At 60.8% G+C, this 26709-nt stretch carries 20 protein-coding genes; 9 read left to right on the top strand and 11 right to left on the bottom strand.

All coding sequences use genetic code 11. The features are described from left to right. Nucleotides 1-5 precede the first annotated feature (5 nt). Nucleotides 6-524, bottom strand: coding sequence for a hypothetical protein (locus tag ACVVH8_RS19755; RefSeq protein ID WP_475225804.1), 519 nt, complete (start codon nt 522-524; stop codon nt 6-8). Between the two features lie 53 nt (nt 525-577). Between ACVVH8_RS19755 and ACVVH8_RS19750 the strand changes: the two genes are divergently transcribed. Next, entirely contained in the window at nt 578-2146 is a 1569-nt protein-coding gene (locus ACVVH8_RS19750; protein ID WP_475225802.1) for a sensor domain-containing diguanylate cyclase, read from the top strand. A 184-nt stretch (nt 2147-2330) separates the two neighbouring features. Here the strand turns inward: ACVVH8_RS19750 and ACVVH8_RS19745 are convergent, their stop codons facing one another. Next, nucleotides 2331-2621, bottom strand: a complete 291-nt coding sequence (locus ACVVH8_RS19745) for a hypothetical protein (protein ID WP_103306318.1) — start codon at nt 2619-2621, stop codon at nt 2331-2333. Between the two features lie 178 nt (nt 2622-2799). Between ACVVH8_RS19745 and ACVVH8_RS19740 the strand changes: the two genes are divergently transcribed. Next, nucleotides 2800-3240 (top strand): carboxymuconolactone decarboxylase family protein, encoded by a 441-nt coding sequence (locus ACVVH8_RS19740; protein WP_103306317.1) that lies wholly within the window; start codon nt 2800-2802, stop codon nt 3238-3240. Nucleotides 3241-3310: 70 nt separating this feature from the next. Here ACVVH8_RS19740 and ACVVH8_RS19735 read toward each other — a convergent pair whose 3' ends face one another. Further along, nucleotides 3311-4903: a DHA2 family efflux MFS transporter permease subunit gene (locus ACVVH8_RS19735; RefSeq protein ID WP_475225800.1), complete on the bottom strand. Its 1593-nt coding sequence runs from the start codon at nt 4901-4903 to the stop codon at nt 3311-3313. Then, nucleotides 4900-6018, bottom strand: a complete 1119-nt coding sequence (locus ACVVH8_RS19730) for an HlyD family secretion protein (protein ID WP_475225797.1) — start codon at nt 6016-6018, stop codon at nt 4900-4902. Before ACVVH8_RS19730 ends, ACVVH8_RS19735 begins: the two co-directional genes overlap by 4 nt. A gap of 289 nt (nt 6019-6307) precedes the next feature. Here ACVVH8_RS19730 and ACVVH8_RS19725 point away from each other — a divergent pair, with 289 nt between their 5' ends. From ACVVH8_RS19725 to ACVVH8_RS19700, 6 genes are all read left to right on the top strand, one after another. After that, the gene (locus ACVVH8_RS19725; RefSeq protein ID WP_475225795.1) at nt 6308-8035 is read left to right on the top strand and encodes a ShlB/FhaC/HecB family hemolysin secretion/activation protein; all 1728 of its coding nucleotides are present in this window, start codon (nt 6308-6310) and stop codon (nt 8033-8035) included. A 113-nt stretch (nt 8036-8148) separates the two neighbouring features. Continuing rightward, nucleotides 8149-12615, top strand: coding sequence for a hemagglutinin repeat-containing protein (locus tag ACVVH8_RS19720; protein WP_475225793.1), 4467 nt, complete (start codon nt 8149-8151; stop codon nt 12613-12615). A 264-nt stretch (nt 12616-12879) separates the two neighbouring features. Then, a complete protein-coding gene (locus tag ACVVH8_RS19715; RefSeq protein WP_475225791.1) occupies nt 12880-13686 on the top strand; it encodes a hypothetical protein in 807 nt (268 codons plus the stop codon). A gap of 103 nt (nt 13687-13789) precedes the next feature. Then, a complete protein-coding gene (locus tag ACVVH8_RS19710; protein WP_475225788.1) occupies nt 13790-14281 on the top strand; it encodes a sigma-70 family RNA polymerase sigma factor in 492 nt (163 codons plus the stop codon). A gap of 40 nt (nt 14282-14321) precedes the next feature. Beyond that, complete coding sequence (locus ACVVH8_RS19705) at nt 14322-15305, top strand: FecR family protein (RefSeq protein ID WP_475225786.1); 984 nt, start codon at nt 14322-14324, stop codon at nt 15303-15305. 98 nt (nt 15306-15403) lie between these two features. Further along, nucleotides 15404-17830, top strand: coding sequence for a TonB-dependent siderophore receptor (locus ACVVH8_RS19700; RefSeq protein ID WP_475225784.1), 2427 nt, complete (start codon nt 15404-15406; stop codon nt 17828-17830). 541 nt (nt 17831-18371) lie between these two features. On the opposite strand, the gene ACVVH8_RS19695 is transcribed toward ACVVH8_RS19700, so the two are convergent. Further along, nucleotides 18372-18518 (bottom strand): hypothetical protein, encoded by a 147-nt coding sequence (locus ACVVH8_RS19695; protein ID WP_475225781.1) that lies wholly within the window; start codon nt 18516-18518, stop codon nt 18372-18374. 290 nt (nt 18519-18808) lie between these two features. After that, nucleotides 18809-19960, bottom strand: coding sequence for an MFS transporter (locus ACVVH8_RS19690; protein ID WP_212809704.1), 1152 nt, complete (start codon nt 19958-19960; stop codon nt 18809-18811). A 242-nt stretch (nt 19961-20202) separates the two neighbouring features. Between ACVVH8_RS19690 and ACVVH8_RS19685 the strand changes: the two genes are divergently transcribed. After that, nucleotides 20203-21183 carry a diaminopimelate epimerase gene (locus ACVVH8_RS19685; protein WP_475225779.1) on the top strand — a complete coding sequence of 327 codons (981 nt, stop codon included), beginning with the start codon at nt 20203-20205 and terminating at the stop codon, nt 21181-21183. Between the two features lie 128 nt (nt 21184-21311). Here ACVVH8_RS19685 and codA read toward each other — a convergent pair whose 3' ends face one another. The 5 genes from codA to ACVVH8_RS19660 all read right to left on the bottom strand — a co-directional run bounded on the left by codA (nt 21312) and on the right by ACVVH8_RS19660 (nt 26684). Continuing rightward, nucleotides 21312-22559 carry a cytosine deaminase gene (gene codA, locus ACVVH8_RS19680; RefSeq protein ID WP_212809700.1) on the bottom strand — a complete coding sequence of 416 codons (1248 nt, stop codon included), beginning with the start codon at nt 22557-22559 and terminating at the stop codon, nt 21312-21314. A 14-nt stretch (nt 22560-22573) separates the two neighbouring features. Continuing rightward, complete coding sequence (gene codB / locus ACVVH8_RS19675; RefSeq protein WP_475225777.1) at nt 22574-23845, bottom strand: cytosine permease; 1272 nt, start codon at nt 23843-23845, stop codon at nt 22574-22576. Nucleotides 23846-24151: 306 nt separating this feature from the next. Next, complete coding sequence (locus ACVVH8_RS19670; RefSeq protein WP_475225774.1) at nt 24152-24964, bottom strand: alpha/beta fold hydrolase; 813 nt, start codon at nt 24962-24964, stop codon at nt 24152-24154. 198 nt (nt 24965-25162) lie between these two features. Beyond that, complete coding sequence (gene queD / locus ACVVH8_RS19665) at nt 25163-25519, bottom strand: 6-carboxytetrahydropterin synthase QueD (protein ID WP_003223505.1); 357 nt, start codon at nt 25517-25519, stop codon at nt 25163-25165. A gap of 85 nt (nt 25520-25604) precedes the next feature. Beyond that, nucleotides 25605-26684 (bottom strand): patatin-like phospholipase family protein, encoded by a 1080-nt coding sequence (locus ACVVH8_RS19660; protein WP_475225772.1) that lies wholly within the window; start codon nt 26682-26684, stop codon nt 25605-25607. Between the last annotated feature and the right edge of the window lie 25 nt (nt 26685-26709).

Here is a 26709-nt window from a genome sequence, read left to right as displayed (position 1 = left end):
CGCTCTTAACGCTGTTTACAGGCGTCCAGCGCTTGCTGATCTTTCAGGTCAGTGGCAATGCCTAACCGATATTTGCAGTAATCAATAACCTGGCGCTTCTCTTCGTCGTCAAGCTCGGACAAATGCTTGTCGTCCCTTTCATACGCAAAAATGTTCACAAAGTGCATTTTCAGTGTCGGGTGTTTCTTGAGAAAGAAGACCTTTTCGGGATCGGCATCTTCCATCTTTTCGTAATAACCTACGAACAGTGCCGCAGCCAGTGCGAGCGCTGCAAAAAATATCAGAGACCTCATAAGCAGGGCGGCCGTAGTGTGCTGAACAAGGGGCGCCTTGAAGTGGTTATCGCGGCAAGAAGCCAAAACTCTATCAGTGTTTGCTCCGGGTTTTCGCGAGCCTGACGGCATACGTTCAAAAAAAAGTTGTTCAAAACAATCATCCAAATGCTCACCGCGCCGATAGGTATGGAATTGGGCGTGTGCCGATGCCACTTGTTTGCCGTGTACATCCGCGTGAACTACGCTCACAAAAATAAGGGTTTCGGGCTCACGCCCTTGTCGTACCTGCCCAGGACACGGTTTTGCCTATCCCCATTCACGATCCACATCAGGCTCCCGGCACGCTTAAACGTCTGCCGCTACGCAAAGCGGCGGCGCTGTTTATCGTTGCGGTGTGTCTGTGCCTGTTCGGTTTGCTGTATCTGCAACTGGAGCAGTCGCGGCGCCAGGATCTGGCGGTGGCGCAAATGGCTTCGAGCAATCTGACCCGGGCGATGGCGCAGCAGGCCGAGGACACGTTCCTGGCGGCGGATCTGGTGATGACCAGCCTGGTCGACTGGATTCAGGACGACGGTTACGGCGCGGCGCAGCGCCCGCGTCTGCAGAAGACCCTTGCCCGTCGCGTGCAGCAATTGAATCAGTTGCACGGCATGTTTCTGTTCGACCGTCAGGGTCAGTGGGTGATTACCTCATTTGCCGATCTGCCCCGTGGCAATGGCGTGGCTGATCGCGAGTACTTCAAGTTTCACCAGCAGAATGCCTCGACGGTGGCGCACATCGGCCCGGCGATTCGCAGCCGCGAGAACGGTGAGTGGATCATCCCGATCTCCAAACGCGTCAATGACCGCGCCGGCAATTTCCAGGGCGTGCTGATGGCCGGGATCAAGATGGCGTACTTCGACCAGTTCTTCGAAAGCTTCAGCCTTGACGACAACGGCATCATGTTCCTTGGTTTGACTGACGGTACATTGCTCGCGCGGCGGCCGTTTGATGAGTCATTGATTGGCACGTCACTGAGCCAGGGCGAGATCTATAAAAAGCTGTTGCCCAACGCCGCGGCCGGTACGGCGATGATCAATTCGGTGGTCGATGGCATCACTCGTTTGTATGGCTATCGGCAACTGGCGTCGTACCCGCTGGTGGTGTCTGCCGCGACTTCGCGGGACACGATTCTCAAGGGTTGGTACGAGCGTGCGTTCCAGTCCTGCGTGCTGGTGGCGCTGGTGATTCTTGGCGTCGGGCTGTTCGGCTGGGTGTTCATCCATCAGGTGCGCGATGGCGAACGGATCGAAAAGAATTTACGCAAGGCGCAACGGGCGCTGGAACAGATCGCGACCCACGACAGCCTCACCGGGCTGGCCAATCGGCGCCTGTTCGAACGCTCGCTGGAGATCGAGTTTGCCCGGGGCGCACGGCAGGTCAGCCCGGTCAGCCTGATCATGCTCGATATCGATTTTTTCAAGCGTTACAACGACGCCTATGGGCATGTGGCCGGCGATCAGTGCCTGACTCAGGTTGCGCAAGTTCTGAGGAATTGCTGTCAACGCAAGTCGGATCTGGCAGTGCGCTATGGCGGCGAGGAGTTTGCGGTGTTGTTGCCCGATACCGACATCAACGGCGCGCTGGCGATTGCCGGGCAGATTCGCCGCAGTGTGATCGACAAACGCATTACCCACAGCGGCTCACCCACCGGTTATCTCACCGTAAGCCTGGGCTGCTATGCGTTTATCCCCAATGGCAATGACAACCCGGAGGTGTTTATCCAACGGGCGGATGCGGCGTTGTACCAGGCGAAAAATGCCGGGCGCAATCGGGCTGCGGTGCTGTCGCTGGATGGCGGCATCGGGGAATTGATGCGCTCTGACCGCTGAATGACAAACCAGCACAAACACTGTGGGAGCTGGCTTGCCAGCGATAGCGGTGGGTCACAATAAGAAGAGGCTGGCTGAGCCGACGCCATCGCTGGCAAGCCAGCTCCCACAGGGGTTTTCATTGAGTCCGGATTGGTAACTCAGAAACTTGTGGGAGATTTCACCACGGATGGCTCTTGTTCGTTCAGCCGCCCGTGCCACCGCCTGCGCCGCCCGTGCCGCCACCCGCCGAACCGGTGCCACCACCTGCACCCGAGCCCGAACCGCTGGCGCCGCCATTGGTGCCGGTGCCGCCGCTTCCACTGTTACCGCCAGAAGGCGCGCCCGGGGTGTTGTCCGGTGGCATGGTCGAGCCGCTGGTGGCGCCGGATTTGGTGCCGGTGGCATCAGCGCCGTCGTTGGCCGCGAAGGTAGCGGCGGAGGCCGTGGCCAGCAGGCCGGCGAGCAATAACGAAGTAAGTTTGCGCGTGATCATGGTGCGTCTCCAAAAAGGGGATTTACCTGATATTGGTCTGACGCGCCGAGGACTTGGTGCCGACAGGGTGACGAGCGGTCAATCGAGTGGCCTCCTGATCTTCTGGAATATTGGCTATTTGCCGAACCACTCGCCGGGACTAACGTAGTCACACATTCACTTGCCCCGGAAACCCGCCATGAAAGCTCGCACCGATTTCTACACCGCTTCCCCGGACGCCATGAAAGCGATGATTGCCCTGGAAACCGCCGTCTCCAAGCTGCCGCTGGAAAAGACTCTGATCGAACTGGTCAAACTGCGTGCCTCGCAAATCAATGGCTGCGCCTTCTGCATCGACATGCACACGGCTGACGCGATCAAGGGCGGTGAAACCCCACGTCGTCTGTTCGCGGTGACTGCCTGGCGTGAAGCGCCGTTCTTCAGCGAGCGTGAACGCGCCGCGCTGCTCTGGACCGAATCGCTGACCCAACTGAGCCTGACCCACGCCCCGGATGAAGACTACGACGTCGTCGCCGCGCAGTTCACGCCGAAAGAAATGGTCGACCTGACCGTCGCGATCAGCACCATCAACAGCTGGAACCGTCTGGCGGTAGGCTTCCGCAAAACCCCACAGATCTGACGCCAAACCGCAAAACAAAACTGTGGGAGCAAGCCCGCTCCCACAGGGTCAAGCAGCTTCGCGATTCAAGTTAATGTGCGTCGGCACTCGGCGCGGCCGGTGGTTGTACCTTGCGCATCAAGGGCACCATCGCCGTGGCGATGACGAAGCACACCATAATCATCAGAAAGGTGTCGCCGTAGGTTTGCGTTTGCGCCTCGCGGTAGGTCAGCAGCCATAACTGGCGCAGGCTGGCGGTGACGCCAATATCACCGCTCTGGCCCAGCGCCGCGAGGTTGCCGCCGACCTGCGTCAGCCACTGATTCAGCGCCTCATTGCTGCTGTTCAGGTGTTCGGCCAACCGAGTGAAATGCAGGTTGGTGCGATCATTGAGAATGGTTGCGCACGCCGCAATCCCGATCGCACCACCGAGGTTGCGCATCAGGTTGAACAAGCCCGACGCATGCTTCAGACGGGCTGGCGCCAACCCACCCAACGTCAACGTCACGGCCGGCGGCACCGCCAATTGCTGGGCAATCCCGCGCAAGGCTTGCGGCAGCATCAATTGCCCCGCGCCCCAGTCATGGGTGATCGGGCTGAACTCCCACATCGACACCGCGAACAGACCCAGGCCGATCATCATGATCCAGCGCAAATCCATGCGATTGGCCAGAAAGGCATACAGCGGAATCGCCATGATCTGGAACACCCCGGTGGAGAAAACCGCGAGACCAATGTCCAGCGCGCTGTAGCCGCGCACCCGCCCGAGAAACAGCGGCGTCAGATAAATCGTCGCGAACAGGCCAATCCCGGTGACGAACGAAAAGAAGCAGCCGAGGGCGAAATTGCGGTCCTTCAATGCGCGTAGATCGACGATCGGATTGGCCACGTGCAAGGTGCGGCCGATAAAAGCCAATCCCGCCAGGCCGCTGATCCACGCCGTGGTCAGGATGGTCTGGTCACTGAACCAGTTCCAGCGCGGGCCTTCTTCGAGGGTGTATTCCAGGCAGCCGAGAAACAGTGCGAGAAACACCATGCTCAGGTAATCCGCGCCCTTGAGCAGCGACAGTTCCGGCTGATCGATTTTCACCAGCATCGGCACCGCCACGGCGACGAAAATCCCTGGCACCATGTTGATGTAGAACAGCCAGTGCCACGAGGAAATATCGGTGATCCAGCCGCCGATCACCGGGCCCAGTGTCGGTGCCAACGACGCCACCGCGCCGATGGTCGCGGCGGCAATCACCCGTTGTTTGCCGGTGAAGAAAAAGAATGCCGTGGTGAACACCAGCGGAATCATCGAACCGCCGAGAAAACCTTGCAGTGCGCGGAAGGCGATCATGCTCTGGATGTTCCAGGCCACGCCGCAGAGCAGGCTGGCGAGGGTGAAACCCACCGCTGAAGCGCAGAACAACCAGCGCGTGGAGAACACCCGTGACAACCAGCCCGACAGCGGAATCACGATGATTTCGGCGATCAGGTAACTGGTCTGCACCCACGCGGTTTCGTCGGTGCCGGCGGAGAGGCCGCCGCCGATATCACGCAACGACGCCGAGACAATCTGGATATCCAGCAGCGCAATGAACATGCCGATGCACATCGTCGCGAAGGCGAACACCTTGGTCACGGTGGTCATGTCCGCCGCGTTGAACGGCTGCGCGGGAGCGGCGAGGGTAGCGCTCATGGTGCGACGGCCACGGCGCTGTTTTCAGGCTGGGCGCGGGTGTCGACTTCGGCGGTCACCGACAGGCCCGGACGCAAGTGGCCGAGCACGCCATCGGCCGGGTCGAGGAGGATGCGCACGGGTACGCGCTGGACGATTTTGGTGAAGTTGCCGGTGGCGTTTTCTGGCGGCAGTACGCTGAACTGCGAGCCGGTGGCCGGGGCGAGGCTGTCGAGTCGGCCATGGAATTCCTGACCGGACAGCACGTCGGCGCGGATGCTCACGCGCTGGCCGGGTTTCATCCGCGCCAATTGGTCTTCCTTGAAGTTGGCATCGACCCACAAACCGCTGGCCGGCACCACCGACAGTTGTTGCGAGCCGGCCTGCGCGTAGGCGCCGACCCGTGCGCGGCGGTTGCCGATCACGCCGTCAACCGGCGCGCGCAGTTCGGTGTAGCCGAGGTTCAACTGCGCCAGATCGCGTTCGGCGCGCGCTTGCTGGAGGGCGGCGCGGGCCTGTTGTTTTTGCGTATCGATCACTGCGAGTTGGCGTTGTGCGGCGAGCAATTCAGCCTGGGCACGGGCGCTCAAGGCTTGGGCGGTTTTGAAAGTGGCGTCGGCGCGCTGGGCGCTTTCTACCGAGACGGCATTGGTGGTCACCAGACGTTTGTAGCGAGCGTTGTCGTCCCGCGAGCGAGCGGTTTCGGCACTTGCCGCATCGATGCCGGCGCGGGCCTGACCGATCACCGCTTGCTGAAGTTGCTCGGTGGCGTCGAGGTTGGCCAGCAGCGCCTCTTCGGCAGCCACCGCGCCCTCGGCTTTGGCGAGGTTGGCGCGATAGTCGCGGGCGTCGAGGCGGATCAAAACATCGCCAGCCTTGACGTGTTGGTTGTCGCTGACCAGCACCTCTTCGATGTAACCGGCGACTTTCGGCCCGATCACTGTGACGTCGCCACCGATGTAGGCATCGTCGGTTTCCTCGAGAAAACGCCCGGCGCCCCACCAGTGCACGGCATACACCGTGGCAAACACCAGCGCGATCAAACCGATGCCGGGAATCAACAAGCGTTTAAGCAGCGGCGGTTTAGTCTTGACCGGGACAGCGAGGTCAGGTTCGAGGGTGGGCATGTTGGTCATGGCGTAATACCTGCGGAAACGGGTCGTTATTACGGCTGTAATATGACGTAGGTAATATTTGGTGGCAATTTATTTTTGGCACCGATCGTCAGATGGCTCGCTGCGCCTTTTACCTAGCGCAAATTCAATTCATAGGGGAAACCCTGAGACGCGCCTAGCCCCTGTTTAATCAATTGTTTAAGAAGTGTAAGCACGGTAGGAAGCGTCTTGCATTTGTGAATAAGGGCTCCGACTATCACGATCATTGATAGGGTGGCATTACGCCATTTGATGATCGCAAGGATATTGCGTGCCGTATTCGCTTTGCGCTGCTTCTCGTCGTCGTTCCACGCGTTGCCCGCTGTTGTCGGCCTTTGTGTTGAGTGTGTGTGCCTCCTCGCTTGAAGCTGCCGAACCTGTCGCGCCGGGCCAGGAAGTGTTGCGCCAGCAGCAACAGCAACAGCGCGATCTGCAACAACTGCAACTGGAACAAAGAAAGCGCCAACTGGAACGCGGCTCGTTCGGTCCGGCACCCGCCACGCCGACGATGCCGCAAACCGTCACCCCCGATGAACGCTGCTGGCCGTTGAGCGGCACGCGTATCGGCGGCGTGACGCTGATCGACAGCGACAAACTCAACGCACGCATCAAACCGCTGCTGGCACCGTGCATGGGCGTCGGCCAGATCAATCATCTGCTCGCCACCATCACCGCGATCTACGTGGAGAAGGGCTACATCGCCAGCCGCCCGTATCTGGCAAGCGCTCCGGCGGCAGGGCAGTCGCTCGACATCATGGTCGACGAGGGCTACATCGAGTCCATCGAACTGGCCGATCAGAGTCTGCCGGTGTCGCTGGGCGGTGCGTTTCCGGGGATGCTTGGCGGGCCGCTGAACCTGCGTGATCTGGAGCAAGGTCTCGACCAGTTGAACCGCCTGCGTTCTGTCGATCTGACCGCCGACATCGCCCCCGGCAGTCAGCCCGGCGCCTCGCGGATCATTCTGCGTTCACGCACCTCCGGGCAGTCGCGCTGGGCCTTGAATACGGGGTTCGACAACCTCGGCAGCGCCAGCACCGGGCGCGACCGCGATACGCTCAGCCTGAGCCTCGACAGCCCGCTGGAACTCAACGACCTGTTGAGCCTCAGCGCCAGTGACACCTTGAATCAGGGTGATCGTTACAGTCGCAACGCCAGCCTGTATTACGCGATTCCCTACGGCTACTGGACCTACAGCGTGTTCGCCAGCCACGCCGAATACCGCGCGCCGTTCAAACTGCCAAGCACGACTTTTCACAGCACCGGCATCACCGACCAGGTCAGCCTGCGCGCCGACCGTGTGTTGTGGCGCGACCAGAGCCGGCAGCTCAGCGCCAACCTGCAATTGGCGCACAAGGACGTCGACAGCTATTTGGAAAACGTGCGGCTGGGCATTCAGAGCCCGACCCTGACCGTGGCCGAAGCCGGGCTCAATCTGTTCTGGCTCGACCGTGCGGTGTGGAACCTCGACGTCAACTACGCCCAGGGCCTGCGCTGGTTCGGCGCCGATGACGACTCGCGGCAGCAGATCAACAACCTGCCCAAGGCGCAGTTCCACAAGTACCGCGCCAGCCTCAGTCAGTGGCGCAATGGTCAGTTCGGCGCGCAGACCTGGCAGTGGCAGAGCCAACTGAATTTGCAGTACAGCCCGGACCCGTTGCCGGCCATCGAACAACTGCTCGGCACCGACGATTCGGCAGTACGCGGCTATCGCGTCAGCAGCGCGTCCGGGGCCAGCGGCGCGATCTGGCGCAACACCTTGCGGCTGCCGTTGCGCAGCGAATGGCCTGTGCAGATGACGCCGCGTATCGGCCTCGACCACGGCTATATCAAGGCCGATCACGGCGCTCAGGGCCAACGCCTGAGCAGTGCCAGTGTCGGGCTGAATCTGGGCTGGAAAAACTTCAGTGTCGATGTCGATTACCAGCGCGCACTTAACACGCCGAACGGTCTGCAACATGAGCCTGAAACCTGGCTGATGCGGGTCGGTTTGCAAATATGAGCGCTACATAAACCAAGAATGCAGTGAACAAACAGCCGTTGGATCTGAGCGTGACAGCCACGGCCAAGACTAAATCGCGCGACGTGATGCCGTACTCACATGGAGACGTTTTTATGCCAGCACACACCTTTGCATTTCATCTTTCGCCTCGGGGCAAATTGCGCTGGGCAATTGCCAGCCTGTTCTTCGCCGTGCACCTGCCGAACGCGATGGCCGGCGGTGTCGTGGTCGCGCCGGGCCCCGGCGGCACCGCGCAATTGCAGACCCAGGGCGGTGTGCCCATCGTCAACATCGTCGCGCCCAACGGCTCGGGCCTGTCGCATAACCAGTTCCTCGACTACAACGTCGACCGTCAGGGGCTGGTGCTGAACAACGCCTTGCAGGCCGGGCAATCGCAACTTGCCGGGCAACTGGCGGCCAACCCGCAACTGCAAGGGCAAGCCGCGAGCGTGATCCTCAACGAAGTGATCAGCCGCAACCCGTCGGCGATCAACGGCGCACAGGAAATCTTCGGTCGTCCTGCCGATTACGTGCTGGCCAACCCTAACGGCATTTCGGTCAATGGCGGCAGTTTCATCAACACGCCGAACGCCAATCTGGTGGTCGGGCGCCCGGAATTGAACGACGGCAAACTGCAAGGTTTGAACACCCGTGACGCCAGTGGTCAGTTGCAAATCCAGAGCGGTGGCCTGCGTAACGCCGAGGGCTCGATCAACCTGATCGCCCCGCGTATCGACAGCCAGGGCGCGCTTACTGCCCGTGATCAACTGAACATCACGGTCGGTCGCAATCAGGTTGATTACGCCAGCGGCCAAGTGAAAACCGTGGACCCGGCGGGCAACACTGGCGATCAGCGCATCGACGCCAGCCTGTTCGGCGCGATGCAGGCCGGACGCATCAACATCGTCAGCACCGCTGAAGGGGCAGGCGTGCGGGTTGGCGCAGTGCAAGTGGCCGGGCGTGATGGCGTGCAGATTCGTTCCGCCGGTGACCTCAATGTCAGTGGTGAGGCCGTGGCCAACAGCCTCGACGTAACCCGTGCAGGCATCCGCAGCAGCCAGGGCGATGTCGGTTTGCACAGCGGCAAGGACCTGACCCTGGCGGCCACCGATGTCAGTGGCCGCGACGTCTCCGTCGATGCCAAACGCAACCTGACCCTGAGCACGGTCGATAGCCGCAAGCTCCAGGAGAAGCGCGAGAACTGGAACAACAGCACCATCGGCATCACTTGGGAAACCTACGACCGCACCCAGACCGACAGCGAATCGCGTCAGCACGGCAGCCAGATTATCGCCAGCCGCGACGCGACACTGTCCGCCGGCAAGGATGCCGAACTCAAGGCCGCCAAGGTTGAAGCAGCGAAGAATCTTGAGGTGAAAAGCGGCGGCGATCTGCGCCTGACTGCCGCCACCGAAAGCCACACCCAGACTGATCAGGGCAATCACCGCAAGCACCTGTGGAAAGCCGACTGGAACACCAGCAGCGAAGAGCAGCGCAGCATCAGCAGCCAGTTGAAGGCCGGCAACATCGCCCTGCAAACCGCCGCTTTGTTGCGCTCCGAAGGCGCCGAGCTGAACAGCTCGGGCGACCTGCAACTGGCCGGCAAACAGGTGGAAATCAGCACCGCCACGCGCACTAATCGCAGCAGCGACAACCGCTATTCCGGTGATCTGGTCGGCGGTGGTTTCTTCGGCAAGACCGGCGATGCCGACAAGGGCCAGACCCAGCATCAGGGCAGCAAGATCAACGCCGCCGGCAAATTGCTCGTCAAGGCTGACGATGTGCGCATCAGTGGCAGCCAGGTCCGGGGCGGCACCGAAGCGAGTGTCATCAGTGACAAGGGTTCGCTGGTCATCGACGGCGTGCAGGACACCTCGCACAGCAACAACCATGACAAGGACAGCAAGTTCTTCGGCATCACCAAGGACGAGTCACGCCAGAACGCCAAGGACAGCACCACGGTGCGCAGCGAACTGGTGTCCGACAGCAACCTCAAGCTCAAGAGCGCCAAGGACATTGAGGTCGCCGGCTCGACGGTCAAGGCGGGCGGCGCGCTGACGGCGGACGCGGCGGGTGACGTCAACGTGCATTCGGCGCAGAACAGCCACGACAGTACTGACAACACGCAGACACGCGGCTTCGATGCTTACGCCAAAGAGCAAACGCCGGAGCAATATCGCGCGGGGATTCATTACGAAGACAAGCAGCAAACCGTCACTAAAAACGATGTCACTCAGCAGGGCTCAAGCCTCAGCGGCGGCACTGTACAGGTGAAGGCCGGCGGCGATCTGACCATCAAGGGCGGCGAGGTGAAATCCACCGCTGGCGATACCAGCCTGAGTGGCAAGAATGTCTCGTTGCTGGCGGAAGAAGACAGCCACAAATCCTCCACCGACAAGACCAGCACCGGCGGCGGTTTCTACTACACCGGCGGCCTCGACCGCGCCGGCAGTGGCGTCGATTTCGCCCACGGCACTTCGCAGGACACCACGAGCAAAACCACTGCGCAAACCAGCAGTGTGCAGAGTGCCGGTGGCCTGACCATCAATGCTGACAAACTTGCCACCGAAGGTGCGCAGGTCAAGGCTGGCAACGGTCTGAACATCGCGGCCAACGAGGTTGACAACCGCGCGGCGAGCAACACTGAAAGCAGCACTCACACCGAGAGTAACTGGTCGGCCGACATCGGTGCCAACGTCGAGTACAAAGACATCGCCCGACCGATTGCCGGTGTCGTCAAAGAGGTGTTGAACGGCAAGGTGCCGGACAAGGATGCGCTGAGCGATCTGGGTCAACCGAACGTCGGTATTGACGTTGCGATCGGCCATGGCAGCGCTGATAAAACCGAGCAAAGCAGCAACGCGGTGGTCAGCCGTTTCGACGGCGGCAGCGTCGATGTGAAAGCCACCGGCACCCTGCACGACCAAGGCACTCAGTACAACGCCAGCGCCGGCAAAGTGAACATCAGCGCCGACAAACTGGTCGCCGATGCTGCCAACAATACGCGCAAGAACACTGATAACGCGGTGGACGCGAAGGTCGACGTGCGGGTCTACACCAAAACCGGTGAAGACGTGAACGTCGCCGGCAGCGGTGCGGGTGGCAGTAGCCAGTCCTCCAAGGACAGTTCCAGTGCAGTGGTCGGCGGGTATGCCGGCAGCCAGGGTGTGACCATCAAAACTGCCGGTGACGCACAGTTCGAAGGCAGCCGATTCGACGGCGGGCAGGGCGGTGTCAACATCAAGACCGGCGGCGATCTGGCGCTGAATCAGGCCACCGACCGTCAGCACAGCAACGAGTCCAGCCTGCGCGGCAATGCCTCGCTCACAGTCGGCACCTTGCCGGGCACCGACGGCACCAACGTCGACCTCGGCGCTGGCTTCCAGCTCGATCACACGGGCAAGCAATCCACTGACACTCAGGCGCATGTCGCGAGCATCAGCGGTAACGGCGTGCAACTGAGCAGCGGCGGCAATCAGGTTCAACAAGGCACGAAGATCGACAGCGCTGGCGCCATCGATTTGCACGCCGACGGCAAACTCGATCTGCAAGCCGCCACCGACACTCATGACGCCACCGGCAGCAATCTCGGCGGCGGCTTGAAGGGCGGCGGCAGCAAAACCAGCAGCGAGAAGAGCCGAGATCAGGGCGGCAATCTGAGTGGCAACTTCAACATCGGTCGAGTCAACGAGCACGCGCAAACCCTCACCGGTGGCCAACTCAGCAGCCAGAACGGTATCGCCCTGAGTGGTGATGCGGTTCATCTGCAAGGCACTCAAGTCGCAGCGCCAAGCGTAAACGTTGATGCGCAGAAGGGCGGCTACGTTCAGGAATCGGCGCAGTCCACCGACAACCGCAACAACTGGAATGTGGCGCTGAATGCCGGTGGCAACCTGAGCAGCAAAACTCCGACCGCGGCCGATGAAAAGGCCAGCAGCGACCACGGTTTCAATGCCGGAGCCAGGGTGGGGGTGGACTACCTGCAGGGCACCACACAGCAGAACAGCCAGATCAAGGCTGACACGGTGGTGCTGAACAGCGCGGGTGATGCACAGCTGTCGGGTGCGCGGATCGAGGCGCAGAATGTCGGCGGCAAGGTTGCCGGTGACATGACTGTCGAAAGTCGTCAGGACTCGCAGACCCATGCCAAGGTCGACGTCGATCTGGGCCTGACCGCGAAGAAAAATCCACCGAGCGACAAGGAAAAACTCGCCGGCACCGATTACAAGCCAACTCTGAAAGCGCAGGGCGAATACGCGCACAAGGACAGCGTCAAGCACGCCTCCGGCATCAGTGCCAGCCAGGGCGTGAACCTCAACGTCGGCGGCGCCACGCAACTGACCGGCGCGCGGATTTCCTCGTCCGAAGGCAAGGTTGATCTCGGTGGTTCGAAGGTCGGCAGCACTGATCTGAGCAACCTCGATTACGGTGTAAAAGCCGGGCTTGATCTGCCGCAGAAGAAGGAGGAAAACGCACCCAAGGTTTCCTTTGAAGACGGCAACCTGAAAGTCGGCCCGGTCACCCTGAGCGGCCATCTGAATGGCCAGCCTCTGCAAGCCGGGATCGACGAGAAAGGCTAAAAACCATCGGTGGTGGCTGCACCCGAATCTGCATCCACCACCAACCAACCCTGTGGGAGCGGGCTTGCTCGCGAAGGCGTCGTGTCAGTCACCAGAGATGTCGACTGACCCAGCGCTTTCGCGGGCAAGCCCGCTCCCACATTTGTCTGTGGTCATTCACTCGTCCCTGTTCGACCCTTTACGCCTCGCGATGGAAAACCCGCCGGAGGCCGACTAGGGTGAGAGAGCGGGCGCTAACCACAATGGACTGACAGGGGCATGCTCATGGGCGATCGGAAAGGAAACTGGTGGATCGACAAAGGTGTATTGATGTCGGACGAGCGCGCTGAGGAACTGGCCGCGGCCGCCGAGCAATTTCCGGATGAGTATGACCCGATGATTTTTCTCACCGGGGATGCTCACCGTGAGCCGCCTTTTCAATGGGCGGCTCGCGGTGTCTGGGCGAATTTCTTCCAGCCGCTGATTGAGGCCAACAAGATTGTCTGCCATGTCGAGCAGTATCCGCGCGCGGTCTCGCTGCAATCGGTACCGCCGCTGTTCGGGCCCGTGTTCACAAATGGCAAGGTCTTCGGTTGGGAGCATGAAGTTTTTCCGATCATCGAAAACCTGATGAAAAATTACATGAACAACGCCAATTGCTTTCCCAGTGCGGTGTCCGTCGGTTTGATCAAGGGCGTGCTGGGGGACAGCGCACGAGTGGCCGAAATGGGTTTTCTCAAAGCCGAGTACCAGGCCATCGTCGATTTCGCCAAGCCTTTTGTCGGGGAAAAATCCGCGTTCGAGAAATTCCAGGCGTTTGTCAGTTCCTCCTCGACGGTCAAGCCGATTCCCTCCACCGACGGTGCCAAATTCAAGGAGCTCTACTCGACGTACTACCGCGCCGGGATGGAATTGCGTACGGGTATTCATCAGTACATCGCCCCGAGAATCCAGCACCTGATCAACACCTACAGCGACCACATGCACCTGATCACCTGCGGTGATGCGCACTTGTTGGTCAATCCGCTTTATTTGTATTTGCAGCCGCCGACTGGCTGTTTCGGCGTTGTCGATCCTGATCAGGACAAATGAGCGGCGATCTGTTCTCGTTGCGGTGCGCCAAGGAATAAATTGCCGGCCTTAATAGGAAGCATTACTATTCACGCCCTTTCCTCAGCACGCCACTCATACCCCCATGCGTCCCCGCAGACCCGGCTTTTTCGAGCATTACGAAGAGTTGATCGGCACCTGGACTCGTCGCCTGCGCAATCGCGCGCAGGCCGAGGATCTGGCGCACGACACCTTTGTGCGGGTGCTTGAGTCCGATTCGACAGCGGTGCAGCAGCCCCGGGCGTATTTGCATCAGACCGCACGCAATATTGCGGTCGATGGCTATCGGCGCGAGGATCGGCGCGGTGCCATGGAGTCGGAGGCAATCGATCACGGTCAGTCGTCGTCCGGCGACCCGGAGCATTACATGCATGCGATCCAGCTGGCCGACTCCATCGAACGGGCGCTCGCCGAGCTGCCGGTCAATTGCCGGAAAATTTTCGTCTGGCAGAAGATCGAGGGCCTGACCCAGGCAGAAATCGCCGAACGCCTGGGGCTGTCCAAGAACATGGTCGAAAAGTATATGATCCGCACCCTGCGGCATCTGCGTGATCGCCTCGACGGGTTGCAGTCATGAGCGGCCGTGCTTTTTCATCCCCAGCCAAACAGGACATTCCATGATGGATACTCGTGATTGCGCGTGCGGGCAAACAACGGTGCGCGATGATGCGGCTCGCTGGTTTGTGCGTTTGCAGGAGTCGGCTGTCAGTGCCGACGAGCAGCAGCGCTTCGATGCCTGGCTGAATGAACATCCGCAGCACCGTGCCGAATTTCAGTTGTTGCAGGGCTTGTGGTCAGCGGCGGATCTGCTGCCGGCGCCACGGCTCAAAGCTCTTATCGATACGCCACCGAGCCGTCGCGAACGGCGTCCGCTGCTGCGCTACGCAATGGCGGCCAGTGTGCTGGCGGTGGCGCTTGGGCTCGGGCTGTTCAGCGGTTTGAATCATCCGTCGGGCTACAGCGCCGAGTTCGCCACGGCGCTGGGTGAGCGCAAGCATGTGGCGCTGCCGGATGGCTCGGTGATCGATCTGAACAGTCGCAGCCGCTTGCAGGTGCGCTTTGAGAAGGATCGCCGGCTGATCGAGCTGACTGAAGGCGAGGCGATGTTCAGCGTCCAGCACGACAGCGCCCGGCCCTTCGTGGTCGAGGCCGGCAGCGGCAAGGTCACGGTCACCGGCACGCGCTTCGATGTGCGCCGCGATGTCACGCAAACCCGTGTCGCGGTGGAGCAGGGCACGGTCAAGGTGCAGGGGCGTCATGCGCCGGACAATGAGTTCATCAGCCTGACTGCGGGCCTTGGCAGTTACGTCGATGCGCAGGGCAAAGTCGCGGCGGCCTATGCGGTCAATCCGGCCGAACTGACGGCTTGGCGCGGCGGCAAACTGGTGTTCAACAACGCCAGCCTCAGCGAAGTCGCCGCCGAAGTGTCGCGTTATCGCGAAAAACCATTGACCGTCGCCAACCCGACCGTGGCCAATCTGCGCCTGACCAGCGTGTTCAAATCCGACAACACCGACGCCTTGCTCAAGGCCTTGCCGAGCATCCTGCCGGTGGCCGTTCGCACCCTCGCCGATGGCAGTCAGGAAATAATTTCAAAATAAAATTCAGGTTTTTTTCGAGTTCATCGTCTTCCTGTTCAACTGCAACTGGTTTGCATTAACAGCCGCACACTCTTGCGATCCACAGGACTACGTTCGACGTGAAGACCACCACCGCCAACAACAAAAAATCCCCTTGGTTGCCGCTGGCCCTTGCGCTGGCGGTCAACGCTGCCATGCCTCTGGCATACGCTGCCGACGCCATTCATATCCGCGCCCAGCCACTGGGCCAGGCCCTGAGCGAACTGGGTCAGCAGACTTCGCTGCAAGTGTTTTTCAGTCCCGATCTGGTCGCCGGTAAACAAGCCCCAGCGGTGGATGGCGACATCTCTCCGGAACAGGCGCTGCGCCAATTGCTGCAAGGCAGCGGTCTGGATTATCAGATCAACGAAGGGTCGGTGACCCTGTCGCCCGCGGCGACTTCCGCTGCCAGCAATGGCCCGCTGGAACTGGGCGTGACCGACATCAAAGTGGTCGGCGACTGGCTGGGCGACGCCAACGCCGCCGTGGTGCAGAACCACCCTGGCGCACGCACGGTGATCCGCCGCGAAGCGATGGTCGAGCAGGGCGCGATGAACGTCAGTGATGTGTTAAAGCGGGTGCCAGGTGTGCAGGTGCAGGACTCCAACGGCACCGGTGGCAGCGACATTTCCCTCAACGTTGGTGTGCGCGGCCTGACTTCGCGCCTGTCGCCACGCTCGACTGTGCTGATCGACGGCGTGCCGGCGGCGTTTGCCCCATACGGTCAACCACAACTGTCGATGGCGCCGATTTCCTCCGGCAACCTCGACAGCATCGACGTGGTCCGCGGCGCCGGGTCCGTGCGTTACGGGCCGCAAAACGTCGGCGGCGTGATCAACTTCGTCACTCGGGCCATTCCGGAAGAAACCACCGGTGAAATCGGCACCACGCTGGAAACCACTCAGTACGGCGGCTGGAAGCACATCGACACCGCATTCCTCGGCGGCACTGCCGATAACGGCATGGGCGTGGCGTTGCTGTACTCGGGCGTCAACGGCAACGGTTATCGCGAGCGCAATAACGGTAACGACATCGACGACGTACTGCTCAAGACCCATTGGGCTCCGACCGATCAGGACGATTTCAGCCTCAATTTCCATTACTACGACGCCAGCGCCGACATGCCCGGCGGTCTCACGCAAAAGCAGTACGACGACAACCCGTACGACTCGGTGCGTGACTACGACCAATTCACGGGGCGGCGCAAAGACGTGTCGTTCAAGTGGATCCGCCAGATCGACGAACGCACTCAGGCAGAAATCCTCACCTACTACACCGACAGCTTCCGTGGCAGCACGATCGCCGCCCGCGACCAGAAAACCCTCAGCTCGTACCCACGTTCGTACTACACGCTGGGTATCGAGCCGCGCGTATCGCGTGTCTTTGATGTCGGCCCGACCACGCAGGAAGTCAGCGTCGGTTATCGCTATCTGAAAGAGGCGATGCACGAGCAGTCGAGCCGTGTGGCGCTGGTCAACAATCAGCCGGTGCTCACACCAACGTCCGATGGCCATGTGTTCCAGGACCGCACGGGCGGCACCGAAGCCAACTCGGTCTACATCGACAACAAGATCGACGTCGGCAACTGGACGATCACCCCGGGTATTCGCTTTGAACACATCAGCACTGACTGGCACGATCGCGCCGTGCTCGATACGGCGGGCAAACCAGTGCAGGAGAAAAACCGCAGCATCGAAAGCAACGAACCGCTGCCGGCGCTGAGCGTGATGTATCACTTGTCGGATGCGTGGAAGCTGTTCGCCAACTACGAAACGTCGTTTGGCAGCCTGCAGTATTTCCAACTGGGGCAGGGCGGCTCGGGCGACCAGACGGCCAACGGTCTTGAGCCGGAAAAGGCCAAGACTTACGAGATCGGTACGCGCTACAACGATGACGTGTGGGGCGGGGAAGTGACGCTGTTCTACATCGACTTCGACGACGAACTGCAGTACATCAGTAACGATGTGGGTTGGACCAATCTGGGTGCGACCAAGCACCAGGGGATTGAGGCGTCGGTGCATTACGATATGGCGGCGTTGGATCCGCGTCTGGATGGCTTGACTGCTAATGCCGGGTTTACTTACACCCGCGCGACGTATGAAGGCGAGATTCCGGGGTTCAAGGGGCGTGATCTGCCGTTTTATTCGCGTCAGGTGGCGACGGTTGGTTTGCGGTATGACGTGAATCGCTGGACTTACAACATTGATGGGTTTGCCCAGTCGAAACAGCGTTCGCCGGGTACCGGGGTGAATGCTGATGGCAGCTTTAACGGCAATTACATCACTGACGGCACGGCGGATGGGCAGTACGGCGATATTCCGGGGTATGTGACCTGGAATGTGCGTGGGGGGTATGACTTTGGGCCTCAGGTTTCTAACTTGAAGTTGGGGGCGGGGGTGAAGAACGTTTTTGACAAGCAGTACTTTACGCGTTCGAGCGATAACAATTCGGGGATGTATGTGGGGGCGCCTCGGACGTTCTTTGTTCAGGCTAGTGTTGGGTTTTGATTGGGGGCATATCCGTTGCTGCGGTTATGGCGGCTTAGGGTTCCGCCCTTACGGCGGGTCACTTTTTCCAGACGCCGAAAAAGTAACCAAAAAGGCTTTACCCTGACGTACGGCCCTCGCTGTGGCTCGGGTTCCTTCGCTGCGGGATTGATCCGGGGGTCATCGCCTCCGGTTTGCTGCGCTGCACCTCCTCTCGATGTGTTTGGCTGCGCCAAACGGTCGCTGCGCTCCCACCCCGGATCAATCCCTCCGCTCAGCCTTCCGACGGGCGCTGAGATCAAGAGCGGTACTCGAGCTAACGCTCATTGTGTTGAGTGGTGAAGATCAAGAGCGGTACTTGAGCTAACGCTCATTGTGGTGAGTGGTGAGAAGCGTGCGGTTGGCTTTGGTTTTGTGGTGGGTTTGCCCCTCACCCCAGCCCTCTCCCCTAGGAGAGGGAGCCGATTTGTGAATCTTTCAGAATTTGAGTTCGACTCGGTATTTCATGTCGGTGTAGCTCTCCCAAACACCTCGGTCAGTCCCCTCTCCCTCCGGGAGAGGGCTAGGGTGAGGGGCTTTTGATCTGGCTGTTGATCTGGCTGTTGATCTGGCTGTTGATCTGGCTGTTGATCTGGCTGTTGATCTGGCTGTTGATCTGGCTGTTGATCTGGCCTTTGATCTGGCTCTTGATCTTGATCCTCAGGCCCATCGGCAGGCCGAGCGGAGGTGTTCATCCGGGGTAGGCGCGCAGCGCCGTTTGGCGAAGCCAAACACATCGAGAGGAGGTGCAGCGAAGCAAACCGGAGGCGATGCCCCCGGATGGACGCCGTAGCGAGGGAACACTGAGCCTAAGCGAAGTGCCGTACGTCAGGGAGCAGCCCTTTTGGTTACTTTTGGGGCGTTTGCCAAAAGTGACCCGCCGTAAGGGCGGAACCCTAATCAGCAACACCCGCAGCACCGGATATGCTCACAACCCCAAACCCCAACCCCCCCAACGATTCAGACCCTCAACACCTTCCCACCAATAGCCACCGCCACCAGCAACACCGCCATCAGCCCGAAAGCAAAACTCAAACTGCTCGCATGCGCAACAAACCCAATCACCGCCGGCCCCGCCAGAATCCCCGCATAACCCAACGTCGTAATCGCCGGCACCGCAATACTCTCCGGCATCACCGTCTGCTTGCCCACTGCCGTATACAGCACCGGCACGATATTCGAGCATCCCGCACCGACCAGCGCATAACCGACCAGCGCGGCTTCCCAGCTCGGCGCGAACGTCGCCAGAAACAGCCCGGCCGCGGCCAACAGACCGCCAAACAAAATGATCCGCGTCGCACCGACAATCCGCACAATCCGGTCACCCATCAAGCGCCCAGCCGTCATGGTCAGGGCAAATGCCGCGTAACCCAACCCCGCATACGCCGTGTCGATCCCACGTTCCTGCGCCAGAAACACCGCACTCCAGTCCAGCGCGGCGCCTTCGGTGAGGAACACGATGAAGCACATCCCACCGATAAACAGCACGATGCCGTGAGGCACCGCGAACGCCGGGCCCGAGCTTTCACTGCCGTAGGGCAACATGTGCGGCACGCATTTGAACAACGCGGCAATCAGCACGGCCACCACCACCAGCATCGCACCCAGCGGTGACAGGCCGAGGCCGAGCAGGGCACTCACGCCCGCCGCGCCGACAATCCCACCCAGACTGAACAAGCCGTGAAAGCCCGACATCATGTTCTTGCCGCTGGCGCGCTCGACGATCACCGCTTGCAGGTTCACCGTCGAATCCACCGTGCCGAGCCCGGCGCCGAACATGAACAGCGTGGCGATCAGCGCCGGGATCGACGACACCGTCGCCAGCAATGGCAACGCCGCGCAGATCAGCAAGGTGCCACCGGTGGCGACCCGACGACAGCCGAACCGGGTCGCAAGAATCCCCGCCATGGGCATCGCCAGAATCGAACCGACCCCCAGACACAAAAGCAACAGACCCAACGTGCCCTCATCGAGCCCGGCCCGGGCCTTGGCGTACGGCACCAGTGGCGCCCACGCGGCAATGCCGAGTCCAGCGATGAAGAAGGCGATGCGCGTAGACATCTGTTGCAGGCGTCCGGGGACGAAGGTGTCTTGGGAGGTGAGGCTGGTCATATCAATCCTTGGCAAAAAACATCGCGTCCCCGAAGGACAGTGATTGTGCGTCGAGGTTCGATCGCAGGTCTCGGGGCTGTGCAGTCGACATCCTAACCTGTGGGAGCGAGCCTGCTCGCGAAAGCGGTATTTCAGTCAGAAAAAATGTTGCCTGACCCCGCGCTTTCGCGAGCAGGCTCGCTCCCACAAGGGATTGCGTTTTACAGTGGCGCCTTTGGATATTCGAAAACGAGAGCCGGTTCATGACGCAGTTCTACAACGCACGGGGCAATATCTATGGCGTGGTTTCGCCCGAAGCGCTGCGCGGGGCAGGTATCGATCTGGCCGCGAGTGCCACTGCTTGCGCAGCGTCGCGTCAGTCGTGGAGCAGGGCTGCAATCAAACTCTGCTGTGACTGGCCCGAAGGTCAACGGCCCGCGAACAGCAAATCCCACCGCAGTGACGGCCTGCTGATCGGCCCTTTCCAGACCTCGCCGCCCTTTGATGTGTTGATCGTCAACACCGACGGCACGCTTGCCGAGCGCAGTGGCAACGGCCTGACGATTTTTTCTCAGGCGCTGACCGAGCAAGGTTTACTGCCGGAGGAGGGCGCACTGTTGCGCGTGCATCATGACAAGGGTCAACCGGTGGAGACCTCGGTGAAACCTGCCGAGGTAGAAGGGATGAAAGGTTTTTGGCTGGATCTCGGTCAGCCCGGTTTCGGGCCGTTTTGCGTGGGCGCGCAGAACGTCGAAAGTGTCGACTTAAACGGTCGGGAGGTGAGTCATGTGCAAGCCTTGGCGCAACTCGATCCCGCATGGACCCACAGCCAGTTCGTACGCATCGGCAATCCGCATTGCGTGACACTGCTCGGCGACAAGACCGCGTTGCCCACTAACGAGAGAATGCGTGAATCACCACTGAACGAAGACCTGACCCGAATCGCCTACGCCATGCCGACCGGCGCCGGACAACCCTGCCCGGCGGGCATCAATCTGCAATGGGCCGTGCGCGAATCAAAGCAACGTATCGTCGCGCGTGTGTTTGAGCGCGGCGAAGGCCCGACGGCGTCCTCCGGCACCAGCGCCAGCGCAGTGGCCTCGGCCGCGTGGCGGGTCGGTTGGGTCGATGCAGGAGAGGTGCAGGTTGTAATGCCCGGTGGCACTGCGCCGATTTTGCTTGAGGAAGAGCAGGGAGAATTAGTGCGAGTCAGATTATTCGGTACGGCTCAGCTCATGAGCTGAACTCCAGGCCGCCATCGCTGGCAAGCCAGCTCCCACAGGGTTTGTATTGAACATGGGCTTCCTGTCCATCACAAATCATTGTGGGAGCTGGCTTGCCGGCGATAAGGCCGTAAGCCCCGACAACATTTTCAGCTCAGATTGGTACTGAACTCCACCACCGGCATCTGCCGTTTCATCAACACCTCACCACCACGAATCGAATACAGCGGCAGGCCCTGGCTGCGGATCACCTCGTAATCGCTGTCCGCCGACAGAATCAGCAGGTTCGCCGGGCGGCCTTGTTCCAGCCCGTAACGCTCGCCCAGGTGCATGGCTTTGGCGCTGTTGTCGGTCACCAGATCCAGCGCACTTTGCAGGTTGCGGTAGCCGAGCATGTGGCAGATGTGCAGCCCGGCTTCGAGCACGCGCAGGATGTTGCCGTTGCCCAGCGGGTACCACGGATCGACGATGGAATCCTGGCCGAAACACACGTTCATCCCGGCTTCGAGCAGCTCGTTGACGCGGGTCACGCCACGGCGTTTCGGAAAGTTGTCGAAGCGTCCTTGCAGGTGAATGCTCTCGGTCGGGCAGGACACAAAACTGATCCCGGAATGGCCGAGAAGACGGAACAGTTTGGCGCAGTAGGCGTTGTCGTAAGAGCCCATCGCCGTGGTGTGGCTGGCGGTGACGAGGGCGCCCATGTCACGGCTGCGCGCTTCTTCGGCGAGCACCTCGAGAAAGCGTGAATGCGGATCATCGGTTTCGTCGCAATGCACATCGACCAGGCAACCGGTGCGTTCGGCCAGGTCCATCAGGAACTTCACCGAGCTGACGCCTTGATCACGGGTGTATTCGAAATGCGGGATCCCGCCAACCACGTCGGCGCCCATGCGGATCGCTTCTTCCATCAGCTCACGGCCGTTGCGGAACGACTCGATGCCTTCCTGCGGGAACGCGACGATTTGCAGGTCGATCAGGTGACGGCTCTCCTCGCGCACTTCGAGCATGGCTTTGAGTGCGGTGAGTTGCGGGTCGGTGACATCGACATGCGTGCGCACATGCTGGATACCGTGGGCGGCCAGGGTCTGAATGGTTTTCTTGGCGCGGGTCTTGGTGTCTTCTTCGGTGATGGTGACCTTGCGCTCGCCCCAGCACTCGATGCCTTCGAACAGCGTGCCGCTCATGTTCCAGCGCGGCTCGCCGGCGGTGAGGGTGGCGTCGAGGTGGATGTGCGGTTCGACGAAGGGCGGCACTACCAGGTTGCCGCTGGCGTCGAGGTCGTCTGGGCCCAGGGTAGGGGCCTCGGTCTGGCGGGCGATGCTGCGGATCAGCCCGTCTTCAAGGTGCAATTCGTGCAAACCGTCCTGGTTGCGCAGTCGGGCGTTGATGATGTGCATCAGGCGAATCCTTCTTATAGGTCTTGTAGTGGCGCGCTGGCGCGGCGGGCGCCGAGCAGGCCGGTGACGATGACATACGTTAGCGCGGCAGCGGCAATACCTACCAGCGGCGCGACCCACGGCGAACTGAACGCGGCAACCGTGCCGACCCCGTAAGCCCCGAGCCCCGGCCAGTTGAACGCCGGCAGCCGTGCGTCGGCCAGGCGTGGGTAGTGGCCGCGCCAGCGATAGAAAAAGTCGGCCATGATCACCCCGCCAATCGGTGGAATCACCGTGCCCAGCAAAATCAGATACGGCACCAGCATGTCGTACATGCCCAACAGCGCGAGCAGGGTGCCGATCACTGCGCCGGCGAGGGTCACGGTTTTGCGTCGGCTGGTGCGCAGCAGATTGCAGCCAGCGACGGCGAAGTTGTAGATGGTGTTGTCCTGGGTGCTCCAGATGTTCAGCAACAGCATGGCCATCGCGGCCATGGCGAAACCTTGCAGCAGCAGCACTTCAACCACGTCCGGCTGCTGATAGACGATGGCGCCGTACGCGCCGATCAGTACCATCAGACCGTTGCCGATGAAAAAACCGATCAGGCTGGCCAGCACCGCCACCCGCGCCGAACGGGAAAACCGCGTCCAGTTGGTCGCTTGCGTGGCGCCACTGACGAAGGTGCCGAACACCAATGTGATCGCGGTCGACCAGTCCAGCGAACCGCTCGGCACGACGCTGAGCAAACCTTCGAAGCCACCGACCTTCACCGTCGCCACCCACATCGACAGCATCAGCAGCAACATCATCGCTGGTACCGCGATATACGACAGAATCTCCAAACCACGATAACCGACGTACGCCGTGGCGCAGAACACCAGGCCAAAGAGCACCATCAGGCCGAGCACGGTGCCTTCATCCAGATCAAAATATTTGCCGAGCACGACCGCTGCCGTCGCAGTGCCCCAAGCGTACCAGCCGATCTGGGTGAAGCCGAGGATCAGGTCACTGAGCTTGCTGCCGACTTCTCCAAAGCAGAAACGCCCCATCAGCACTGAGTTGAGGCCACTTTTGAAAGCGATGTAACCCAAACCTGCCGCGTACAAACCTAGCAGCAGATTGCCGACGATGATCACCGCCATCATCTCGCCGAAACTGAAGGCCACGCCGAGCTTGCCGCCGGCAAACATGGTCGCGGTGAAAAACGTGAATCCCAGTAACACCATGGCGGTCGAGGCCAGGCCTTTTCGCGCGTGCATCGGGACTTCGCTGAGGGGGTAATCGTTGCCGGGATCGTTCTGCGTCATGGGGCGGTCCTTTGCGGGAGAGGGAAGACGCGGGGGAGGTTGCAGTGGTCGTGCCAAACCGGGAGTTGCGGGTATGTATAGACGAGACAGCGATATTCGGCCCGAAAGCGGTGCACTTGAACACACCGAAGCCCCATGCAGGAGCTGCCGAAGGCTGCGATCTTTTGATTGATCGTTCCCACGCTCCGCGTGGGGATGCAGCCCGGGACGCTCCGCGTCCCACTCCAAAGCCGAACGCGGAGCGTCCGTTGAGGCATTCCCACGCAGAGCGTGGGAATGATCGGTGTCAGGGGCGTTTGGGAGCTGTCAGAGAAAGCGCAGCAGGGCGGCGACGATCGCTTCGGGGGCGTCTTCCTGGACGAGGTGCCCGGCGTTGGCGATGGGGTGGAACTGTGATCCGGGGATCATCTGATGCAAGGCACGACCCCGTTCGATGGGAATCCACTGATCGTCTTCACCCCAGAGAATCTGCACCGGGCATCGGATGCTCGGGTACAGGGTTTCGGCCTCACGGGTATAACGCTCGTCCATCTGCGCAATCTGCCGATAGAACGCCGCTTGCCCCGGATCGCCGAGCCACGGCTGTACGTAGGGTGCCAGTTCTTCATCGGGAATGTCGCGATGAATCGCCCCGCGAATGTAGGTCGGTACGATGGCGCGCTGGATGTAGTCGGGCAATCCACTGAACGCCGCTTCATGCTGGCGTACATGCTGCACGAATGGTGAGCCCCAGGGTGTCAGCGCCACCGGATCGATCAGCGTCAGGCTGCGGTAATCCTTGCCGTTGAGCAGGTGCGTGCGCAGTGCCGTGGCACCACCAAAATCATGGGCGACGACATCGGGGGTCTGGATATTCCAATGATCGAGGAACTGCGCCAACAGCTCGTTCTGCACGCCGAGGGACACGTCGGCGTCCGGTTGTTCAGAACGCCCGTAGCCGAGCAGATCAAAATAATGCACTCGGTGTGTGGCGAAAAAGTGCGGGGCGATGCGGTGCCACACATACGACGAAAACGGCGTGCCATGTACAAACACCAGCGGTGGACCGTCGCCGCGCACGGCATGGCGTACTTGTCGCCCGTTGAAGGCAAAGACCTGATCCAGCAGCCAGTCCGTCATGGGCCTGTCCTCTTGGCGGGTGGAGAGCCAAAAAGCATAGGCATAAAAAAACAGCCGTGAAGGCTGTTCTCTGGCAAAACACCAATCCCTTGTAGGAGTGAGCCTGCTCGCGATAGCGGTGTATCAGCCGACATCCATGTTGAATGTCAATCCGCTATCGCGAGCAGGCTCACTCCTACAATGGGTATTAGCGTTGCGTTATTCGCCGCGATAGATGCAACCGCTGGTGCAAGTCTCGTGAATGCGGATTGCGCTCAGTTCTGGCAACAGCGGCTTCATTTCATTCCAGATGAATTTGGCCAGCACTTCGCTGGTCGGGTTTTCCAGGCCGGGAATGTCGTTCAGGTAGTTGTGATCCAGACGCTCGTACAGCGGCTTGAAAATCGCCTTGATCTCGGAGAAGTCACGGATCCAGCCGGTGTGCGGATCGAGGTCGCCGCTTAGGTGAATCGCCACTTTGAACGAGTGACCGTGCAAACGCCCGCACTTGTGGCCGTCCGGGACGTGCGGCAGGCGGTGGGCGGATTCGAAAGTAAACTCTTTGAAGATTTCCACAGTGATTTCGGCTCTGTTCAGATGGCGTTCGCCGCAGCGATTCGGGCAGGCGGCGAGTTTACCAGAGCTCTGCGCAAAACACTGACTAAAGGGTCAGCAAGCGCTCGGCGAGGCGACCGTTGGCAGCCAGTTCCAAAAACTCATCGCCCAGTCGGCGGCTCTCGTCCATCGCCGCGTGCCAGTATTTCTGTCGGCTCGGCGCATCGCCCATGAAACGCTTGAAGTCGTTACGGTCGGGCAGTTTGCCGTAGGGCAGGCGCGCCAGATATTCCTTCGACGGCGCGAGCAGCAGCACATCCTGCAAGCGCTCGGTCGAGGCGCGGCGCCACGGCAGGGTTTTGTCGAACCAGCCCGGAATCACCCGATCGGTGAAATGCGGATAGAGCACGATGCCGTCGCCGCTGTAGGGCAGGTCGAGGTGATAGTCGAGCAGACCGCCATCGCGGAACGTCCCGGCACCAGCGCCGGGCAAGTCGCGCACGCCTTCCATGACCATAGGAATCGAGCCCGAGGCCAACAGCGCCTGACGCAGATTGCCGGCATTCAGGGCAACGAAGCGCGACGGGAAGTCGTTCAACGCATGCACCGGCGGCGCCAGGCGCGGATCGTGGATGATCAGCCGTTCGAAGTGCCGCGACAGCCGCGCGCGGCCCCGCAGGTTGTCGGCGATCACCGATCCCAGCGCCAGCCCGAGGCGACCGCGATGATCGTCAGCGAGGCGGCCCTGGCTTTTGACCACCATGATGTTCAACCGGTAATCGGCGTTGCTCAGGATGCTCGCGTCGCGGCCATCGAGCAGGTCATTGAGCATGCGCTGCGAGCTCTGGCTGATCTCGGCCATGGTCACGCCTTTGTTGAAATTCTGCTCGGCATACAAGTGCCCGAGACGACGGATGCCTTCGGCGGCGTCCGGCAGGCAGGCGCTGGCGAAGCGCCAGGAACCGACCGACGCACCGATCAGCGAACGCTCGCGCGGCGCGCTCGGCAGCCATTCACCGAACAGTGCCAGATCCAGCCCCTGAATCCCCAACGCCTTCGGCCCACCGGCCGCGCCGGGCAAGGTGCCGACATCGGCAGCGTTGAGGCCTTGGGCACGAATCCGCGCCATGGCCCGCGGGCCGGCCTTGAGGGTGAGGGCAGGGAACTTGATGTGGATGGCGGTCATACCGGTCTCGATCGTTAGCAAGCGA

The organism is Pseudomonas trutticola BRTCR10 (assembly GCF_056155105.1).
The sequence above is the reverse complement of the archived record's forward strand: the minus strand, read 5'-3'. Positions and strand labels throughout refer to the sequence as shown.

Excerpts from the sequence above, each read along its gene's own strand:
- codB (WP_475225777.1), bottom strand. The coding sequence starts at position 23,845 with ATGACGCAGAACGATCCCGGCAACGATTACCCCCTCAGCGAAGTCCCG.
- ACVVH8_RS19695 (WP_475225781.1), bottom strand. The coding sequence starts at position 18,518 with ATGGGCCTGAGGATCAAGATCAAGAGCCAGATCAAAGGCCAGATCAAC.
- ACVVH8_RS19740 (WP_103306317.1), top strand. The coding sequence starts at position 2,800 with ATGAAAGCTCGCACCGATTTCTACACCGCTTCCCCGGACGCCATGAAA.
- ACVVH8_RS19745 (WP_103306318.1), bottom strand. The coding sequence starts at position 2,621 with ATGATCACGCGCAAACTTACTTCGTTATTGCTCGCCGGCCTGCTGGCC.
- ACVVH8_RS19730 (WP_475225797.1), bottom strand. The coding sequence starts at position 6,018 with ATGACCAACATGCCCACCCTCGAACCTGACCTCGCTGTCCCGGTCAAG.
- ACVVH8_RS19690 (WP_212809704.1), bottom strand. The coding sequence starts at position 19,960 with ATGACCAGCCTCACCTCCCAAGACACCTTCGTCCCCGGACGCCTGCAA.
- codA (WP_212809700.1), bottom strand. The coding sequence starts at position 22,559 with ATGCACATCATCAACGCCCGACTGCGCAACCAGGACGGTTTGCACGAA.
- ACVVH8_RS19660 (WP_475225772.1), bottom strand. The coding sequence starts at position 26,684 with ATGACCGCCATCCACATCAAGTTCCCTGCCCTCACCCTCAAGGCCGGC.
- ACVVH8_RS19735 (WP_475225800.1), bottom strand. The coding sequence starts at position 4,903 with ATGAGCGCTACCCTCGCCGCTCCCGCGCAGCCGTTCAACGCGGCGGAC.
- ACVVH8_RS19710 (WP_475225788.1), top strand. The coding sequence starts at position 13,790 with ATGCGTCCCCGCAGACCCGGCTTTTTCGAGCATTACGAAGAGTTGATC.
- ACVVH8_RS19720 (WP_475225793.1), top strand. The coding sequence starts at position 8,149 with ATGCCAGCACACACCTTTGCATTTCATCTTTCGCCTCGGGGCAAATTG.
- ACVVH8_RS19670 (WP_475225774.1), bottom strand. The coding sequence starts at position 24,964 with ATGACGGACTGGCTGCTGGATCAGGTCTTTGCCTTCAACGGGCGACAA.
- ACVVH8_RS19715 (WP_475225791.1), top strand. The coding sequence starts at position 12,880 with ATGGGCGATCGGAAAGGAAACTGGTGGATCGACAAAGGTGTATTGATG.
- ACVVH8_RS19685 (WP_475225779.1), top strand. The coding sequence starts at position 20,203 with ATGACGCAGTTCTACAACGCACGGGGCAATATCTATGGCGTGGTTTCG.
- ACVVH8_RS19705 (WP_475225786.1), top strand. The coding sequence starts at position 14,322 with ATGATGGATACTCGTGATTGCGCGTGCGGGCAAACAACGGTGCGCGAT.